The organism is Erythrobacter litoralis HTCC2594 (genome assembly GCF_000013005.1).
GTDB lineage: Bacteria > Pseudomonadota > Alphaproteobacteria > Sphingomonadales > Sphingomonadaceae > Parerythrobacter > Parerythrobacter litoralis_A.
This window is the reverse complement of record NC_007722.1, coordinates 2,677,300-2,695,397: the sequence shown is the minus strand read 5'-3', so window position 1 is coordinate 2,695,397 and position 18,098 is coordinate 2,677,300. Positions and strand designations below refer to the sequence as shown.

The 18,098-nt window shown below is 59.2% G+C and carries 16 protein-coding genes; 6 read left to right on the top strand and 10 right to left on the bottom strand.

Going from position 1 to position 18,098, the window contains the following annotated elements; all coding sequences use genetic code 11:
* Positions 1–36 precede the first annotated feature (36 nt).
* A complete protein-coding gene (locus EL2594_RS13155; protein ID WP_233994279.1) occupies positions 37–1,890 on the bottom strand; it encodes a polysaccharide biosynthesis protein in 1,854 nt (617 codons plus the stop codon).
* Between the two features lie 243 nt (positions 1,891–2,133).
* On the opposite strand from EL2594_RS13155, the gene EL2594_RS13150 reads away from it, so the two are divergent.
* On the top strand, positions 2,134–2,736 hold the full coding sequence (locus tag EL2594_RS13150; protein WP_041686097.1) for a sugar transferase: 603 nt from the start codon (positions 2,134–2,136) through the stop codon (positions 2,734–2,736).
* A gap of 63 nt (positions 2,737–2,799) precedes the next feature.
* Here EL2594_RS13150 and EL2594_RS13145 read toward each other — a convergent pair whose 3' ends face one another.
* From EL2594_RS13145 to EL2594_RS13130, 4 genes are read right to left on the bottom strand one after another with little or no spacing between them, the layout of a single operon-like run.
* A complete protein-coding gene (locus tag EL2594_RS13145) occupies positions 2,800–4,017 on the bottom strand; it encodes a glycosyltransferase family 4 protein (RefSeq protein ID WP_011415586.1) in 1,218 nt (405 codons plus the stop codon).
* A gap of 7 nt (positions 4,018–4,024) precedes the next feature.
* Positions 4,025–5,122 carry a DegT/DnrJ/EryC1/StrS family aminotransferase gene (locus EL2594_RS13140; RefSeq protein ID WP_011415585.1) on the bottom strand — a complete coding sequence of 366 codons (1,098 nt, stop codon included), beginning with the start codon at positions 5,120–5,122 and terminating at the stop codon, positions 4,025–4,027.
* A gap of 3 nt (positions 5,123–5,125) precedes the next feature.
* Entirely contained in the window at positions 5,126–5,590 is a 465-nt protein-coding gene (locus tag EL2594_RS15800) for an acyltransferase (RefSeq protein ID WP_011415584.1), read from the bottom strand.
* On the bottom strand, positions 5,583–6,647 hold the full coding sequence (locus EL2594_RS13130; protein ID WP_011415583.1) for a Gfo/Idh/MocA family protein: 1,065 nt from the start codon (positions 6,645–6,647) through the stop codon (positions 5,583–5,585). The genes EL2594_RS15800 and EL2594_RS13130 overlap by 8 nt, the downstream gene beginning before the upstream one ends.
* A 218-nt stretch (positions 6,648–6,865) precedes the next feature.
* Between EL2594_RS13130 and hisH the strand changes: the two genes are divergently transcribed.
* Genes hisH through EL2594_RS13110 form a run of 4 tightly spaced genes read left to right on the top strand, consistent with a single transcriptional unit; the run spans position 6,866 to position 10,142 of the window.
* Positions 6,866–7,540: an imidazole glycerol phosphate synthase subunit HisH gene (hisH, locus tag EL2594_RS13125; RefSeq protein ID WP_011415582.1), complete on the top strand. Its 675-nt coding sequence runs from the start codon at positions 6,866–6,868 to the stop codon at positions 7,538–7,540.
* Positions 7,540–8,334 (top strand): glycosyl amidation-associated protein WbuZ, encoded by a 795-nt coding sequence (gene wbuZ, locus EL2594_RS13120; RefSeq protein WP_011415581.1) that lies wholly within the window; start codon positions 7,540–7,542, stop codon positions 8,332–8,334. Before hisH ends, wbuZ begins: the two co-directional genes overlap by 1 nt.
* Positions 8,331–9,476 carry an N-acetyl sugar amidotransferase gene (locus EL2594_RS13115; protein ID WP_081432325.1) on the top strand — a complete coding sequence of 382 codons (1,146 nt, stop codon included), beginning with the start codon at positions 8,331–8,333 and terminating at the stop codon, positions 9,474–9,476. Before wbuZ ends, EL2594_RS13115 begins: the two co-directional genes overlap by 4 nt.
* Before the next feature lie 24 nt (positions 9,477–9,500).
* The gene (locus tag EL2594_RS13110; RefSeq protein WP_011415579.1) at positions 9,501–10,142 is read left to right on the top strand and encodes an acetyltransferase; all 642 of its coding nucleotides are present in this window, start codon (positions 9,501–9,503) and stop codon (positions 10,140–10,142) included.
* Positions 10,143–10,187: 45 nt separating this feature from the next.
* Here EL2594_RS13110 and EL2594_RS13105 read toward each other — a convergent pair whose 3' ends face one another.
* Genes EL2594_RS13105 through EL2594_RS13095 form a run of 3 tightly spaced genes read right to left on the bottom strand, consistent with a single transcriptional unit; the run spans position 10,188 to position 13,805 of the window.
* On the bottom strand, positions 10,188–11,327 hold the full coding sequence (locus tag EL2594_RS13105; RefSeq protein ID WP_011415578.1) for a glycosyltransferase: 1,140 nt from the start codon (positions 11,325–11,327) through the stop codon (positions 10,188–10,190).
* Positions 11,324–12,484 (bottom strand): N-acetyl sugar amidotransferase, encoded by a 1,161-nt coding sequence (locus EL2594_RS13100; protein WP_011415577.1) that lies wholly within the window; start codon positions 12,482–12,484, stop codon positions 11,324–11,326. The genes EL2594_RS13105 and EL2594_RS13100 overlap by 4 nt, the downstream gene beginning before the upstream one ends.
* Positions 12,485–12,506: 22 nt before the next feature.
* Positions 12,507–13,805, bottom strand: a complete 1,299-nt coding sequence (locus EL2594_RS13095) for an oligosaccharide flippase family protein (protein ID WP_011415576.1) — start codon at positions 13,803–13,805, stop codon at positions 12,507–12,509.
* A 337-nt stretch (positions 13,806–14,142) separates the two neighbouring features.
* Between EL2594_RS13095 and EL2594_RS13090 the strand changes: the two genes are divergently transcribed.
* Positions 14,143–15,309 carry a DegT/DnrJ/EryC1/StrS family aminotransferase gene (locus EL2594_RS13090; RefSeq protein ID WP_011415575.1) on the top strand — a complete coding sequence of 389 codons (1,167 nt, stop codon included), beginning with the start codon at positions 14,143–14,145 and terminating at the stop codon, positions 15,307–15,309.
* Between the two features lie 44 nt (positions 15,310–15,353).
* Here EL2594_RS13090 and EL2594_RS13085 read toward each other — a convergent pair whose 3' ends face one another.
* Together EL2594_RS13085 and EL2594_RS13080 are read right to left on the bottom strand one after the other, a co-directional pair.
* Positions 15,354–16,568 (bottom strand): O-antigen ligase family protein, encoded by a 1,215-nt coding sequence (locus tag EL2594_RS13085; RefSeq protein WP_011415574.1) that lies wholly within the window; start codon positions 16,566–16,568, stop codon positions 15,354–15,356.
* A 182-nt stretch (positions 16,569–16,750) separates the two neighbouring features.
* Complete coding sequence (locus EL2594_RS13080) at positions 16,751–18,076, bottom strand: nucleotide sugar dehydrogenase (protein WP_011415573.1); 1,326 nt, start codon at positions 18,074–18,076, stop codon at positions 16,751–16,753.
* Positions 18,077–18,098: the final 22 nt, after the last annotated feature.

Sequence of the window (18,098 nt, the reverse complement as noted above, 5' to 3'; positions counted from 1 at the left end):
TATGCTTCGTATCCGACCACCGTCACTTAGCCGCACTCAGGCGGCGCGATGGGAATCCGTCGCCGGCGCCGTGTACTCCGGCACCAATGCGCGCAGGATATGCAGCGCTTCGCTGCGATTTCCGCCCGACAGCAACTTCCGCAGTTCAGCAAGTTGGGGTTCGAGTTCCGGCCATGGAAGCATGACCTCTCGAGCCTGCATAATGCGTTGGTGCCGTGTTGGCTTGGGCGAATTCCCGATAAGCAATTCTTCGTACAGCTTCTCGCCCTTGCGAAGCCCGACCTCTATGATTTCGATATCGCCATCCGGATGTTCCGCATCCTTTACGCTCAGGCCGGACAAATTGATCATCGTCTTGGCAAGATCGTAGATTTTCACGGGCTCACCCATATCGAGGACATAGACTTCGCCGCCTTCGGCCATCGCTCCAGCCTGGATCACCAGCTGCGAGGCCTCAGGGATGGTCATGAAGTAGCGCGTGATCTCCCGATGGGTCAGAGTGATCGGCCCGCCGTTTTTTATCTGCTCCTTGAAGCGCGGTACAACCGACCCGCTCGAGCCGAGCACATTGCCGAAGCGGACGATGGCGAAAAGTGTCTCGCTGCCATTTGCCGCCAGAGCTTGCAGAATGAGTTCGCAGACCCGCTTGCTGGCACCCATGACATTGGTCGGACGTACGGCCTTGTCCGTGCTGATAAGAATGAAGTGCGCAACGCCTGCATCCGCCGCGGCGCGCGCGCAATTCAGCGTGCCGAATATATTGTTTGTCATCCCGGAAATGACATTGTCCTCGACCAGAGGCACATGCTTGTAAGCCGCAGCGTGGAAAACCGTACCCGGTCGCCAGCGTTGCATGATCCGCTTGACCTGGTCGGTGTTGGACACGTTGCAAAGTTCGGTGACTATAGCGATCGAGGGATCGATATCACCGCTTTCCTGCAATCCGCGCAGTTCGGTTTCGATCAGGTAGAGCGCGTGTTCGGCCATCTCCACCAGGATAAGTACTTCAGGCTTCAGCTGGCTGACTTGGCGACAGAGCTCGCTGCCGATCGAGCCGCCGGCCCCGGTAACCATGACGACCTTGTCCTGGATAGTCTTGTGCAACAGCAGGTGGTTGGGCGGTACGGGGTCGCGCCCCAGAAGGTCCGAGATTTCGATCTCGCGCAGGTCGCCTACCGAAACGCGGCCGTCGATCAGATCTCCCATCGCCGGGAGGGTAAGAACTCGAACGCTGATCCCTTCGAACTGGCGGACGATCATTTCACGCTGCTTGCGGCCTATTCGCGGCAGCGCCAGCAGGACGGTGTCGATCTCGAGATCGTGAATCAGGTCTTCCAGACCGGTCGGCGGATGAACCCTTACGCCATCGACATGCTTGCGGGCCAAGCGGTCATCGTCGTCGATATACCCTGCCAGATGCATCGCAGGTTCGTGACGGAGAGACAGTGCCAATTGTCGCCCCGCCGAACCGGCGCCGTAAATCAGCACGCGGCTGCGCGGGCCGCTCTTGTGATACTGGTTCAGCAGGTCGAACAGGAAATATCTGGCGAGAAGTCGGCTGAAGACCAAAAGCAGAGCGAACATCAGCGGTTGGATGAACGCAACGGTGCGCGGGATTCCCGGGGTTGAATTGAGCGTGAAGGCGAAGGCCAGACCGACTGCCATCAGACCGCACGAGACGGCGATCCCCATCAAGGTACGCGTACCGATGAAGCGGACAACGGTTCGATAAATGCCGGCGAGATAGAAAATCGGCAACCACAGCGCGACCGCCACGACCACCACCGACTGAATTGCGCCGGACCAGAATTCCCATTCTCCGAACCGCAATGAGAAAGCTATGATAACCGCCGCCACGCACAATGCGAGGTCGACCGTGAGAACGGCCACGAGCTTTGCGAACCGATTGAGGTTCACCGCCCAACGCAAAATACGCACAAGGCGTTTTTCGAGAAATTCGCCCGTTTTGCGGATGCCGCTTGATTTCAACACCTATCGCCCCTCGTGCCTCACCGGCGGTCGAACCCGGCAACGCTACGCGCGGTAGTCCCAAACCCGCCGGGATTCAACCGGCCAGGCCGTAGGCTCACCTCAGATTGCGGCGTCCCGGACCTGGTGATAATGCGCGCAGCCATGAAGCGTATTGTCGATTTTTTCGCAGCTCTGGCCGCTCTCGCGGTTCTGTGGCCGGTGTTGGCGGGTTTGGCGCTGTTGGTGCGGATGAAGCTCGGGTCACCGGTCCTGTTCCGACAAACGCGGCCCGGACTGGGTGAAGAATTGTTCGATCTCTACAAGTTTCGTACCATGACCGACGACCGCGACCCCAATGGCAATCTGCTGCCCGACGCGCAGAGAATGACCAAGCTCGGAGCCTTCCTGCGATCGACGAGCCTGGACGAGCTTCCCAGCCTGCTCAATGTCCTGAAAGGCGATCTCAGCCTGGTCGGTCCGCGCCCGTTGCTGCCGCAGTACCTTCCGCTCTATAACGAGCGCCAACGACGCAGGCATAACGTGCGTCCCGGTATCACCGGCTGGGCACAGGTCAACGGCCGCAATGCTGTCGATTGGGAAGAGCGCTTCGCTCTGGATATTTGGTACGTCGAGAACCGCTCGCTTATCCTGGACATCAAGATAATCCTGATGACGTTGAGCAAGGTGTTCAGGCGCGAAGGGATTAGCGCAGAAGGCGAAGCGACCATGGCGCCCTTTACCGGTACTCCACCAGCCGATCGCTGATCTGGCGATAGATCGAATGCGGTTGCGGCGAAACTGTTGCCGGTGTCTGCCGCAAGGTTGCAGTCAGGCTTCGACGACTTTGCGCAACGTCCGTTCCAAGTCCGCCGCGAGATTGTCGCGGCTGAAACGACCCTCTGCCAATTCCGCGGTACGCAAACGCGCACCATCGAGCCATTCCCGATCGCGTGCGTGGCGTAAGATAATATCGGCAGCTGCTTCAGCGTCGTCGTGCGGCATCAGCGCACCGACATCGTGTTGCTCGGCAATCTTGCACTGCCAGCCTTCCTGATTGGAAATTACGGGTTTGCCTGCTGCAAGTGCGTCGAAGAACTTATTCTGGACGGCATCTTTCCAGAGAACTCGGGGCCCGGAAAACAGGGCAATGCACAGGGTCGCTCGCTGGATCCAGCTGGCAAGCACACGCTTGGGGACCGCGTCGATCATCTTGAAATTCACGTCCAATACGCCCAGCTCTACGGCCCGCGCTTTGATAACGTCGCGTTCGGCGCCAGCACCGATAATCGCAAACCGGATATCGGGATCGCGAGCCAGCATCGCCTTGGCGACATCGGCGAGGTATCCGACGTCGTTGGCCTTGCCGAGGGTCCCGGCGAAAAGCACGAGCGGATGCGATCCCAGCCACTGGCGATAATCATCGAGCGCGCTTCCGTCGGTCGCGGCGCCGAAGATATGGTTGTCGCAGCCATTCGGAATAATCGTTATTCGATCGCGCGGATAGCCGGTGCTCGCTACCTCGTCACCCATGCCCGGTGCCAGTGCCACCACATGCGCCGCCCGATGATACGCCGTGTGCTCGAGCTTGCGCGCAAGCCACCGTAAGACCGGGTTCTTCAACGCGCCAAGGGCAATCGGGACCGCCGGCCAGACATCGCGAACCTCGAATACGTAAGGCGTCCCGGTGCGCCATGATGCATAGATCGCAGGAATTGCAATCGTCAGCGGTGTACTGGTGGCGAAGATCACGTCGGCATCGCGGATGCTCGCAGCGCGCTTGGATGATGCGATGGCGAACCCGACAAACGCCTTCAGGCGGGCAAAAAAGCCCATCGTATTGTCGTAGGGCTGCCTTTTCCAATGGACGGTGATGCCCGATTCCTCGCTCACCCGCCACCCATCACCACCGCCAGAGGATGTCTGATCGCTGGTGATCATGTCCACGCTGTGGCCCGCTTCGACCAACCTGCGAGCCATTTCGAAAGACCGCGTCCCCCCGGGTTGCTCGGGGGTGACGAAATATTGATGCAGGTATACGATCTTCATTGCCGCCTCAGGGCTGGAACGAACGGACTGCCGCAATAACCTTGTCGGTATCGCTTTCAGTCAGGTGCTCTCCCATCGGCAAGCTCAGCAATGTCGGCGCGAGCTTCGTAGCGAGGATAGGTGTATCGGGGCCGCGGAGGTAGTCGTATGCACCGAGGTCCGGCAGGGCGATCGGATAGTGAATGCCGGATGACACCCCGTTTTCCTTGAGGAACGCCTGCAACGCGTCACGGTGATCGGTCCTGACAACGAACAGATGAAACGCGTGACGGACATTGTCGGCAATCGTCGGCAGGATCAGCCAATCGAGATCTCCCAACGCATCGAAATAGCGCTGTGCAACAGCGTTGCGGCGATCGATCCACGTGTCGAGATGAGGCAGTTTCGCCCGCAGGATAGCTGCCTGCAAGCCATCGAGGCGGCTGTTGCGCCCTTCGAACTGATGATCGTACTTGTCGATGCGACCGTGGTTGGCAATCATGCGCGATTTGCGCGCAAGTTGCTCGTCATCGGTCAGGATTGCTCCGCCGTCGCCATAAGCGCCGAGATTCTTGCCGGGATAGAAACTGAACGCGCCGATATCGCCGATTGCACCGATGCGCCTTCCGTCAAATTCCGCCCCATGCGCCTGGGCGCAATCCTCGATCACTTTCAGACCGTGTTTGCGAGCGAACGTCATCACCGCAGCCATGTCGGCCGGGTGACCATAGAGGTGGACCACGATCATGGCCTTGGTCTTTTCGGTTACGCGATGGGCCGCGTCATCGAGATCGATTGTGTAACTGACCGCATCGGCTTCACAGAACAGCACCCGATGGCCGCTGCGGGTCACTGCTTCGGAGCTCGCCACGAAGCTGTTGGCCGGAACGAGAATTTCCGAACCCGAGGGCAGATCGAGCGCCTCGATGGCGATTTCGAGCGCGTCAGTGCCATTGGCGACGCCGACGCAGTGCTGCGCTTGCTGGAAATCGGCAAATTCTTCCTCGAATGCCGTCAGGTCCGGGCCGCCGATATAGGCGGCAGAACCGATAACGCGTGCGATCGCGACATCGATTTCGTCTTTGATCTCGTTGTATTGACCGACGAGGTCGAGAAACTTCACCACTTGTTAAATATCCCTTATCTTGCGTGCCGGGTTCCCGGCGTAAATTCCCGGTTCGACAATGTCGCGCGTCACAACCGAGCCAGCCCCGATCACCACGTGATCGCAGATCGTCACCGGCAGGATTGTCGCATTCGAGCCGATCGAAACATGGTCACCGATCGTCGTCGACTTCCATAGCGCTTTGTCGCCCTGGGCCGGGCCGCCGGTACCGAAAAGGTCGTTGATGAACATGACGCCATGCGCAACGACGCAGTCGTCTCCGATCGTTACCAGTTCGCACACGAAACTGTGCGACTGGATCTTGCAGCGACGACCGACAGCGACATCTTTCTGGATTTCAACGAAAGGACCGATGAACGTGTCGTCACCGATGCTGCAACCGTAGAGATTGGCCGGCTCTACGACCTTGACGTCTTTTCCGAACGTGACATCCCTGATCTCGGCCGCCAGAAGCGTCGGCTCAGCCATCGGTGCGGCCCAGCTTTGCCATGCGCGGGTTGAACCGAAGGTCGACCGACTTGCCTGTCTCGATCGATTCATAGATCGCTGAAATAAGTTCGAGGCTGCGGCGACCCGTGAGGCCATCTACGAGCTGTGGTCCGCCATTCTCGATCACATCGACGACGTGCTCGTAATAGGCCTGGTGACCGAAGCCATAGACATTGGGCGGATTGACCGAATAATCCTGGATGACGGTTTCATCCTCCGGTTGCTCGTCAACAAAATTCCATGTTTCCAGCTTGTTGACGGCGAAGCCGCCGATCACCACCGTACCGCCTTCTCCCAGTACCGAGAGCGAGCCTTCGAGATCCTTCGGACGCGTACCGCCCGTCGCTTCGATGATGCCGAGCGCGCCGTTTGCGAATTGCAGCACGACCGCCGCAGTGTCTTCCGCTTCGATATCGACGAGCCGGGTTGCGCTCATTGCGGAAACGCGCACCACGTCGCCCATCATCCATTCGAGCAGATCGACATGGTGGCTCGCCTGGTTGGTAAGCACCCCACCGTCCTGCGCCCAGGTGCCGCGCCAGCTATCCTGATCGTAGTAACGTTGCGGGCGGCACCATCGCACGCGAACGGTGCCCATCACGAGCTTGCCGAAACGCCCTTTTTCCAAGGCTTCGCGAAGCTTCACCACCGGAACATTGAAGCGGTTTTGTTTTACCACGAAGAGGCGTACGCCGGCTTCGTCGCAAGCCTTGATCATGGCGTCGGCATCATCGAGGGTGAGCGCCATCGGCTTTTCGACCACGATGTGCGCCCCGTGGCGGGCCAGCTCGATCGTGTGGCGGGCATGGTTTCCGCTTTCGGTCAGGACAGTTACGACGTCGGGCTTTGTCTGCTCCATCATCTCGTGCATATCGGTAAACCACGGAACATCGAACTGCTTGCCGATTTTCTCTGCCTTGGTGGCATCGATGTCGCAAACCCCCGCAAGGCGCGCCCCTTCGATCACCCCTTCTCCGAGCAGTTCGCTGTGACGCTTGGCAATGCGTCCGCAACCGACAATACAAAAATCCAACATAAACGTCCTTTCGGGCGCTGCCGCACGCGATGCCGCAGCTTAATAATCATCGTGTTCGGGGTAGTTGTGGTCAGGCCGACAGGGTAATCGATCCTCCCCCAGGATTGAAATTCGATCCACGCCCCATGACCGCCCATTGGGCTGGCGACGGGATAATGCCCCTTGAGATTAAATCAATAGCAGGTATTGGCCGAGCGCCGCTGCAGTAGGGGATTCAGGTGAAACAAGAAGACGTGCTCGACAAGGACGCGGTGCTTGAAACCGAGGCCAATCACATCGGCATTATCGACTACGGCATCTGCAATGTCGGTTCGGTCCGCAACATGTTGCGTCGGTCCGGTATCCTCGCCAGCTGTATTTCGTCGCCCGATGAAATGGACGCCTGCGACCGGATCATACTTCCAGGGGTGGGCCATTTCAGCGCTGGCATGGCAAACCTAGAAAAAGGTGGCTGGATAGACCCGATCCGGCATGCTGCGCTCAAACAGCGCAAGCCGATCCTGGGCATTTGCCTCGGGATGCAATTGCTTGCCCACCACAGCGAGGAAGGCGATTGCGAAGGCCTTGGCCTGCTGGATATGGATGTGAAACACTTCGACCGGTCGCGGCTCGGGCCCAGATTGCCGATCCCGCATATGGGCTGGTCGGAAGTGGATGCAGACCATGATCATCCGCTCACGCACAGCGAATTGCCTGAAAAGCAGCGCTTCTATTTCGTGCACAGCCTGCATGTGGTGCCGCGCAGCGAGAAGGTGCAAGCCCTGTTCTGGTGCAACTACGGCTATCCCTTCGTGGCCGGATGCGCGCGCGACAACGTCATGGGGGTGCAGTTCCATCCGGAGAAAAGCCACATGTTCGGTGTGGAAATACTTACCAATTTCGCGGGGATTTGATGCGCCGCCTTCGAATTATTCCGGTCCTGTTGCTTGATGGAACAAGCGCAGTAAAGACCCACCAGTTCAAACCTGCGCGCTATATCGGCGACATCGTGAACGCTGCGCAGATCTTCAACAGCAAGATGGCCGACGAGCTGATCGTAGTCGATATCGGATACCACCAAGACAATCCATCGCGTCCGGAAGTTATCCGGCACTTGGCTGAAGAATGCTTTATGCCACTGGCCTTTGGTGGTGGCATTTCCAGCGTCGATGAAGCCGCCGCCCTGTTCAAGGACGGCATTGAGAAGGTTTCCATCAATACTGCCTTCGTCGAAGGCGGAGCGCTTGTCGAAGAGGCGGCCAGGCAGTTCGGCAGCCAGAGCGTCGTCGCCTCGATCGACGCCCGGCGCGAGGCCGATGGCAGCTACCAGGTCTACAGTCGCGGCGGCACCCGCGCTCTCGGGATCGATCCTGTCGAAATGGCCAGGCGAGCGGAGGCCCAGGGGGCCGGCGAAATTCTCATCCAGTCGATCGACCGGGATGGTATGCGTAAAGGATATGACAGGAACCTGGTGCGATCGATCGTCGACGCGACGACGCTGCCGGTCGTGGCCCTGGGCGGCGCCGACACGGTCGACGATCTCGCTCAGGTCATCCTGCGGGACGGCGCGTCCGCAGCAGCAGCCGGGTCCATGTTCGCATTTTACGGACGGCTGCAGGCGGTGCTCATCAACTATCCGCGTCCGGAAGAGCGCGATGCTGCAGCAGCACGCGCGAATATCGGCGAAGAGACGATGGCCGAGGCATGACAAGCGAGTACCGGATGTGCAGCCGGACGGTCATGGATACGACCGACCCAGCCATCACTTTCGACGCCGATGGCGTCAGCAACCACTTCTGGCACGCACAGGAGCTGATCGGACGGCTGGTAAAGCCGGGCGCGAGCGGCGAAGTCGAGCTGCAGCAGCTTGCCGAACAGATTCGCGAAGAAGGAAAGGACAAGCCCTACGACTGCGTAATGGGCGTCAGTGGCGGGGTCGATTCGAGCTATGTCGGGGTCATGGCGCGCGACCTGGGGCTGCGCCCCCTGGCCGTACATCTCGACAACGGCTGGAATACGGACACTGCGGTATCCAACATACATTCCCTGCTCGAAAAACTCGATATCGATCTCTACACGCATGTCGTGAACTGGGACCAGTTCCGTGACCTCCAGCGGTCGGTGTTCCTCTCTTCCCTGCCCAATATCGAAGCCGTTACCGACCATGCCATCAAGGCCTTGCTCTACCAGACGGCCGACCGGTTCGGGCTGCGGTATGTCCTCAGCGGTTCGAATGCCAATACCGAGGCGATCCTGCCCGAAGCCTGGGGCTACAATGCGGACGACTCACGCATTCTGCTGGCGGCGAAGAAGAGGTTCGGGGATCCCTCGATCGGGATCGACACGTATCCGCACATGACCTTCTTCGACTATTTCACCTACATCTACGTCAAAAAGATCCGCTTCATCCCCCTGCTCAACTATGGTGATTTCAACAAGGCGCGCGCGCTCGACATCATGAAGCAGCGGATCGGCTATGTCCCGTATGCTCGCAAGCATGGTGAAAGCCGCTTCACCCGGTTTTTCCAGGAATACTACCTCCCGGAAAAGTACGGCTTCGACAAACGCAAGGCGCATCTTTCCAGCCTGATCGCATCGGGCCAGATGAATCGCGAAGAAGCCTTGGCAGAACTGGAGAAGCCGCTCTACGATCCGATCTCCAAGATGATCGACGTCGAGTATTGCACCCGCAAGCTCGGCTTTTCGGAAAGTGACTGGGCAGAAATCATGGCGACACCGATCGCCTATCCGGAAGACTTTCCGAACAACCAGCGACTGATAGGATCGGCTGTAAAGGTCAAAGGCGTCTTGCGCAAAGCGGCGGCCTTGACCACGCGGGGAAAGTCCTGAGGCGTTTCAAGGGTGAGAAAAAGCATGTTCGCAATTTATGGCTCGGGTGGCTTCGGCCGGGAACTCATCGAACCGGCTCGCGAACAGTTGGCGCGACTTCGCCGGGACCCGGACGAGATCGTCTTTATCGACGACAACGCCGAGAATTGGGGGAAAACGTCCGCCGGCATAAAAATTCTTTCTTTTGACGACCTGAAACCCGGTGACGAGTATGTGCTTGCTATCGGAGATGGCAAGATCCGCTCGCAGCTTGATCGCAAATGCAGGAACGCGGGCCTCACGCCGACTTCCCTGCATGCAGCGGACGCCTATTTCGGCGTCGATACCGAAATTGGCGAAGGCTCAGTGTTTTGCGCCCGGACGATGGTCACGGCATCGGCGCGCATTGGCAGGCAATTTCAGTGCAATATCTACAGCTATGTCGCACATGACTGTGTCATTGGCGACTTCGTCACCTTCGCTCCTCGCGTTTGCTGCAATGGCACCATCCATATTGCCGACTTCGCATACATCGGTGCCGGCGCCGTTCTGAAACAAGGCACGTCGGACAAGCCACTCGTCATCGGCGAGGGAGCCATCGTCGGAATGGGGGCGGTCGTGACCAAGAATGTCGGGCCTGGCGAGGTCGTGATCGGCAATCCGGCGACCCCGCTGAAAAGAAACTAGCCGGGTGCTGCCGATGCCGAGTGATGGCTCGCGGCCACGCAAGGCTCAGACGAGCGACCTGACGATTGCCACATAGCGTTCCCGCTCCTCTTCCCACGTCGGGACGGGACGCGCTTCCTTCTTGACCGCTGCGATGTCGACCCTGGTTAGCGAATTGACCAGCTTCGCCAATTCGTCGGGGTCGTTTTCGACAATCCATCCGCCGCCGTAGGCGCGCACGAAATTGGCCATTTCGACGAGATTTGAAACGATCACCGCGAGGCCTGCCCTGCGTGATTCGAAGAGCTTGTTCGGAAGGCAATAGCGATAGCTAAGCGCAACATCCTCGATCATGCTGAAGCCGATATCAGCTGAAGCAACATAGCCGATGACCTGCTCCGATGGCACAGGTTCGAGCACATGGATATTGGCGGCATCCGCAGTATCTTTCAGCAGATCGCCCTGCATCGGCCCGTCGCCGAGCAGTACGAGATGCCTGTCTTCGCCGACGTTGCGAAATGCGGCCACCAGCAAGGGGATGCCGCGACCATGACCGAGCCTGCCAAGATAGACGAAGATAATGTCATCGCCGCCCAGACCAAGCTCCGCACGCAGGCCGTCGCCGTTGGATGTCGTGCCCGGGATTGCTTCCGGCATATTGCGGATAAGGTGCGGTTTTTCCATGCCATAGGTATTGGCATACCAATCGGCGATTGCCCCACTGACGACGATGGTTTCGTCCGCAAAGCCAATAAGGGCGCGCTCTGCCAGGCGCGCCAGTTTCTTCAGTCCGCCGGACCAGCCTGCACGTTCGGTTTCCAATTCATGCGCATCGTAGATGAGACGTGACGAGCCAAACAGGCGCGCAGCCAGGATCGAGGCCGGCAATGCGGCGAGGCTGTGGGCTTGCACGATCGAGGGCTTCTTGCGCGCCGCGGCGCGTGCGGCCGACAGGGTCCACATCGGCCAGCGCAGCAGGCGAGCTACCTTCCCGCCGCCTTCCGCCCAGCGCGGCGGAGCCAGGCGCAGAAACGAAACATTTCGGGCCATGGCCTGCTCGGGTGGGAGCGTGCCGTCACCGTAGCCGATGCCCACGGCCTCGCAGGCCAGGCCCTCTTCGACCGCAGCTTTCGCTTCGCGCAAGAGCCTGCTCTCATGCGCCATGTTGCTGAAGTATAGATGGATGATCGGCGAGCGCTCGGTCACGACTGCGATCTCTTTCTTGCGAACATTTCGCCTTTGGCGATTTTGCGCACGAGAGCGGTCGCCCGATTGGTGGTATGGTCGAACAGCCAGCCATTGTTCGGGTAATCGGTGGCATGCGCCGGGGGTGTGGCCATGACCTCAGCCCATTCCTCTGCGGAAAATCCCAGCTTGCGAGAGCAATATTCGATGTCGATCATTTTCTCGACCGGATCGTACATGTCGCGCTCCAACTCCACCAAAGCCTCTTCACGGGTCATGGTGTCTGAAGCGATCATGCTGGAAAAATGCGCGCGCCGCTTGTCGAAGCCGAATTTCTCGGGGAGGTAGTATTCCTGAAAAAAGCGCGTGAAGCGGCTCTCTCCGTGCTTGCGTGCATACGCATTGTAACCAAAGCGCTGCTGCATGACTTTGACGGCCTTGGCCTTGTTATAGCCGCCGTAATTGAGCACCGGCACAAACCGGATCTTGCGCCGCAGGAGGTAGTCGAGGAAACGGATCGGAGTGAGGTGGGGATAGCTCTCCATGCCGATACGGGGATTGCCGAATCTGCGCTTGATTGCCTTGATCGAACGCCAATCACGATTGTCGTGCCCCCAGGCCCGCGGCAGGATCGATTCCGTTTCGACGTTCGATCCTGAGAGAAGGTAGCGCACGTTGTGTTCGGCGGCCTTGTGAAACAGGAGCGCGGTGATCGCATGATCCGTCGCGACTTCGATATTCGGTACCGAGGCCAGGAACAGCGAACGCTGGATGTCCTTGAACTCTTCCCAGTCCATGACATGCGTGAAGAGGTCGATATCGAGTTCGCGCAGGAGGAGTTCGATATTGGAAACCGCCGTATCGGTATTCCAGCCGTTGTCGAGATGGACCGCCAGTGGGCGCAGGCCCAATTCTTTCGCCCTGATCGCGACGTAGCTGCTGTCGGCGCCGCCGCTTACTCCCATTATGCAATCATAGGGCTTGCCTTCGCCTTCGCTGCGAATGCGCGCCGCCAGCTCTTCGATGCGCCGCTCCCCGTCGGGGCCGGGGAAATACTCGTTCGCCAGCCGGGCGCGGGCATGGTGGAAATGGCTGGAAACTCCATCCTCGTCGAACGTAATGGTTGGATCCGAAGTATCCATCACCGTGCGTGTGCACATCTGATAGTCGCGAGTCATTCGCTGGAATTCCCGTTTCTTTCTAGCGAGCAAGGCGGCTGGAACCGCCGCTGATGCGCCATTGAACGAAACCGTCGACAAGGTAAACGGTCGCGTTGGCGAAGGCCACGCCGGCTACGAATTGCTCGACCGGGAGTTGCCACCACGCGCACGCGCCGATGACGGCCGCCATCAGGCTCACACGGAAATATTCCCAGATACTGATGTAGCGTACCGCGCCAAGTATCAAGGCACCCTTGTCGAGAGGCGAGAAGATGAATTGCAATCCCGCGGCCAGCGCGAGCCACTGGGCGTAATCACCCGACACGCGCCATTCGTCGCCGAAAATGAAAGCAAACAGGTCCGGCGCGATAATTATGAGCGCTGCAATCGGCAGGATCACCAAGGCCGTGAGCGCTGAAAGTGTTTTCAGGAACAGTGCTCTGAAACTGCGCTGGGCACGGTAGGTTTCGGTCGCGTTCTGCCGATAGACATCGCCAACGGCATTGGCGACAAGCGAAGTCGGCAGGGTGATTATGCGCTGCGCCATCATGAAAAAGCCCGCCTCCCGAGGACCGTAGAGCGCCGCAATGGCAATCGTGGGGCTTTCGATCGCAGCCTTGTCCGCAACATGCGCGGCGAGCAGAAATTTCGGGTGCCGCACGTAATGCCGCGCAACTGCTGCGATATCGAGACGCCAGAGCCGCCAAGCACGTCCGCGTACCGACTTGGCGAAAGTGACGAAAATAGTCGCCGTGGTGATGGTCTGTGCGATGAAGTGCCCGACGATCAGACCGAATGCGCCCGTGATCGTCGCGCCCATTCCAAGCTGTCCCCCCGCCAGCAAGCCCGATTGCAAAATGCGGTTCCGGCTCATGATCCCGTACCGGCCATGCCTGTTCAACCAGTAGGTAAGCGAGACATAGCTCGCCATGAGAATGGTGGCGGGACCCACCAGCCATAGCCAGGGAAGCAGGTCCGGAGTTCCCATCCCCCGCGCCATCGAAGGGCCCGCAATCGCCACGAGCAACGTGAACACCAACGCCGTCGCCACCGACAGGCCCATCGCTAGAAGGGTCAGTGCCACACCTTTCTGCCGGTTGGCAGGAAGAATGATGGCGAGGTCGTAGCGGCCCGTCGCAATGACTGCGAGGAACATGGTGAGAGAGAAATAGACAGCGAATACGCCGAGTTCGGCCGGAGTGTAGAGCCGGGTCAAAATCGGACTGATCAGCACCGGAATAGCTTGAGCGACCAGCGTCCCTCCCATCAGGACGGCTGCATTGCGGACAAATCGACTTTGGCCAATCTTGTCGAAAGCACCACGAAGCGCGGTCAGCATGCGATCCGCCCGTCACTTTTCGCGCCGCGGAAGCAACAGGTAGCCGAACTACGCGGCGAAGAACCGCTTCGATGCGGTAGTTCAGGCGAGAGCATTGGAAGTAAGTCCGTGCAGGTTCTGCGGTTGTTGACCACGCCGATTGCTGCGTGGGCCGCGGCACCGTTCCCTAGCGCGGGCAAGGCCCTGCAACAAGTGCGTGGTATTCTGCTGCGTCTAAACGGCCGGAAGTTTCTCTCTTCCGGGCATATGCTTGACCATGTCCCGACCCCCGTCCATAGCGCGCCGACGATATTGTTCATTGGAAACAACGATACACGGCATGGCAGCTCCCGTCACAATGAGCCCTTGGCCATCTTTTTCGGAAGAGGAAGTGGCTGCGGTTGCGAAGACACTTGCGTCGAACAAGGTCAACTACTGGACAGGTCAGCAAGGTCGTGAATTCGAGCGGCGCTTCGCCGAATGGTCCGGCACGGCCCATGCGATCGCCGTCACCAACGGGACCGTCGCGCTCGACCTTCCGCTCACCTGCATGGATATCGGACCGGGTGACGAAGTCATCGTCACCCCGCGCAGTTTTATCGCATCTGTCTCCAGCGTCGTGAATGTCGGTGCGACGCCGGTTTTCGCCGATGTCGATCCCGACAGCGGCAATTTGAGTGCGGCCACTATCGAAGCCGTCCTGACGTCGAAAACCAAGGCGATCGTCCCCGTCCATCTCGGCGGGTGGCCCTGCGACATGGAAGACATCGTGGCGTTGGCGAGAGCGCGCGGCATCAAGGTCATCGAGGATTGCGCGCAGGCGCATGGTGCGCGCATCGCCGGCAAGATGGTTGGCGGCTTCGGCGATGCCGGGGCTTGGTCTTTCTGCCAAGACAAGATCATGACCACCGGCGGCGAAGGCGGGATGGTCACAACCGACGATGCGGCGCTGTATGAAAAAATGTGGTCGTACAAGGATCACGGCAAGAATTGGGACGCCGTCTACAACAGGGATCACGCACCAGGTTTTCGTTGGGTGCACGAGAGTTTCGGCACCAATTGGCGAATGCTCGAAATGCAGGCAGCCGTGGGCCTGCTCCAGCTTGGTTACATGCCGACCTGGACGGAGCGCCGGACCGCTATCGCGAATCAGATTGCGGAAACCCTTGCAGTCCACGCGGATGTGGTCAGGTGCCCCTTGCCCGATGCGGACCGGGTCACACATGCGTTCTACCGGCTGTATGCCTATGTCCGGGAGGAGGCGCTCGCTCCCGGGTGGAGCCGGGACCGGATCGTTGCGGAAACCAATGCGCTGGGTGCCCCTCTGTTGCATGGGACCTGCTCCGAGATCTATCTCGAAAAAGCTTTCGACAATACCGGCTGGAGGCCGGCCGAGCGCCTTCCGAACGCGCGGACGTTGGGAGAGACCAGCTTGATGTTCCTGACCCATCCGACACTGACCAACGAGGAGATCGATCACGTTTGCCAAGCAGTCGGTAATGTTCTGGCGCAGGCGCGGAGATAGAAGCCAGGGTTCGGACCGCAGCGCAGGCTGCGTGGAGCGTTGGGTTAAGGAGTGCGAGCGGACGCGACCGATGTTGCGACCCGCATCTCTTGGATCACAAGGATAGCAAGGCCCCAGCCCAGTGCCGGCATTTCCCAAAAGACCGGTTTGGCGACGGCGACGAGCAATACATTGGACACGTTGATCAGGGTCGCCAGCATGGCGAGCCTGGAGGTCGGATTTTTCAGCAAAGCGACCAGAGCCACTGCCGTCGCCACGATGATGGTCACGACGTAGAGCAGAAATCCGGGAAACCCGAAACTCACCCAGGCAGAAAGCGCATTATGCGCATAATCGCCTTCGCCCAGCTCCCAATGGCCGCCGTAGATGCCGAAAAGAGGGTTCTCCAGCACCTGGTTCTGTGCGTGGATCAGCATGTACTCGCGCGCCACCCACGACGACGATTGCGACAGGTCGAGAATCTGCAGCTGACGCGAAGTCGAAAGGTAATCGAGGTTCTGCAGCACCAGCCAGGCAGTCAGCATCACTACCACCGCAAGCACGAACTGGGCGAGCAGCGAACGACGATTGATGATGGCTTCGACCACGCCGTATCCGGCAATGAAGCCGTAGAGTTCCGAGCGGGCTCCAATCGCAAACAACGCCGCGATCGTCACCGCCGCAATGCCGATCCTGCTGATGATATTACGCTGCACACAAAGTACGAAGGTGCCCACCACCATCAAGCCGCGCGCCAGGCCCTGATAGCTCGCGGCATCTTCGTCCATCATTGTCTCGGTCATCAGTGTCGACGCATCGACGAAGGCCATTGCAAGAAAGGCGATGAGGGCCCAGCTGCCGAGAAGGATCTTGTTGAAAAGCGGCGAATAAACCGGAATATTGAAGCACAGCGCCAGCATGCCGAGCCACAGAACGATGGTGATCCCAACTTGCGCGTGCGCGACGTTGTCGGGTGCCTGAGCGAAATGGATCGCCAGCCAGAAGCTTGCCCAGAGCACTGTGGCCGACACCCATACAGCCACTCCATTGCTGAAGATGCCTGGCAGGTTTCTGCTAGCCAGAAAGGTACCCCACAAAGTGAAGGGAAGCGATGCCGCCAGCACCGGGCCAAACATTCCGCCGAAAAGCTCCGGGATAAGATCTCGCGCGAGCAGGAAGTGATAGAGGAAGTATCCCGCGAACAGCAGCCAGAATGTGCCCCCGCCGATTGCCAGGCGCACGAGGCGAAAGGCATTTGCCCGTGATTGGTCCGCGTTCATGCCGGGAGCGCCGATGCCAGACGGAGCGTAGTGGGATGCCAAGCGGAAAACCGATCTCGAATTAGGACTGGAACTGCGCCTCCGACCATGGCGCGGCGAAAGTAGGTCCACAAGTGCAAAGACACGCAATGGCGGAAAGGAGAGGCCCTACCGACCGAGTTATCCCGCTCGCGTCCTCGTAGTCATGCACGCACCACATTGGGTTTGGGCTCGCGGAATTTCCCACGCGTGTCGATTACAAGCTTCGCTTTTTCGAGGATGAGGTCGTAGTCGAAGTCGGTGTGATCCGTCAGTAGCACAACCGCGTCGTATGAAGCGATCGTTTCGGGTGTGAGTTCGACCGACTCCAGATCGAAACTATGCTCCCGCATGCGCGGGAAGACCGGCGCATAGGGGTCGGAATATTCGACCACCGCTCCGCGGTCGCGCAACACTTCCATCACTTCGACCGACGGCGATTCGCGGCAGTCCTCGATATCGCGCTTGTAGGCGATGCCGAGTGCCAGAATGCGACTGCCCTTGAGCGCCTTGCATCGCTCGTTCAGGCCTTCGGCCACTTTCGAGACCACCCACTCGGGCATGGTGCGATTGATTTCACCGGCCAGTTCGATGAAGCGCGTTGACACGCCATACTCGCGAGCCTTCCAGGTCAGGTAGAAGGGATCGATGGGGATGCAGTGCCCACCCAGCCCCGGCCCCGGATAGTAAGGCGTAAAGCCAAAAGGCTTGGTCGCTGCGGCATCGATGACTTCGTATATATCGATTCCCATCCGATCCCCGATCAGCTTCATTTCGTTCACGAGACCGATGTTGACCGAGCGGTGGATGTTCTCGAGCAGCTTGGTCAGCTCGGCCGCCTGTGTCGAAGAAACCGGCACAACCTTGTCGATCACCGTGCCATACAGCGCCATGCCGACAGCGCTGCATGTTTCCGTGACGCCCCCCAGCACCTTGGGAATCGTACGGGTGGTGAAGTCCGGGTTGCCCGGATCTTCGCGCTCAGGCGAATAGACAAGAAAGAAGTCCTCCCCGACGGTGAGGCCGCGCGCATCGATATAGGGCTTGAGTACTTCGTCGGTGGTCCCGGGCCACGTCGTGCTCTCGAGCGACAGCAATTGCCCTTCGCGCAGGTGGCCTTTTACCGACTCCATTGTGCTGACGACATAGGACAAGTCGGGCTCGCGCTGTTCGCTGAGCGGCGTCGGGACACAGATGATGATCGCGTCGACTTCAGGAATTCGCGAGAAATCGTCTGTCGCCTCGAAACCAGTGCGCTTCATGCCCTCGATCTCGCTGGCGGGGATGTGCTTGATCGGAGATTCACCGGCATTCAGTTCGCGCACGCGCTCCCGATCGACGTCGAAACCCAGTACGGTCAGGCCGACTTCACTGAAGCGCAGCGCCAGAGGGATGCCGACATAGCCAAGGCCAAGAATGCCGATCTTCGCCGATTTGTTCTCGAAGCGGGCAATCGTTTCGCGCGCGATGGACGAGAGGGTCGCTGTCATGATGTAATGTCCTGGTAGCTGG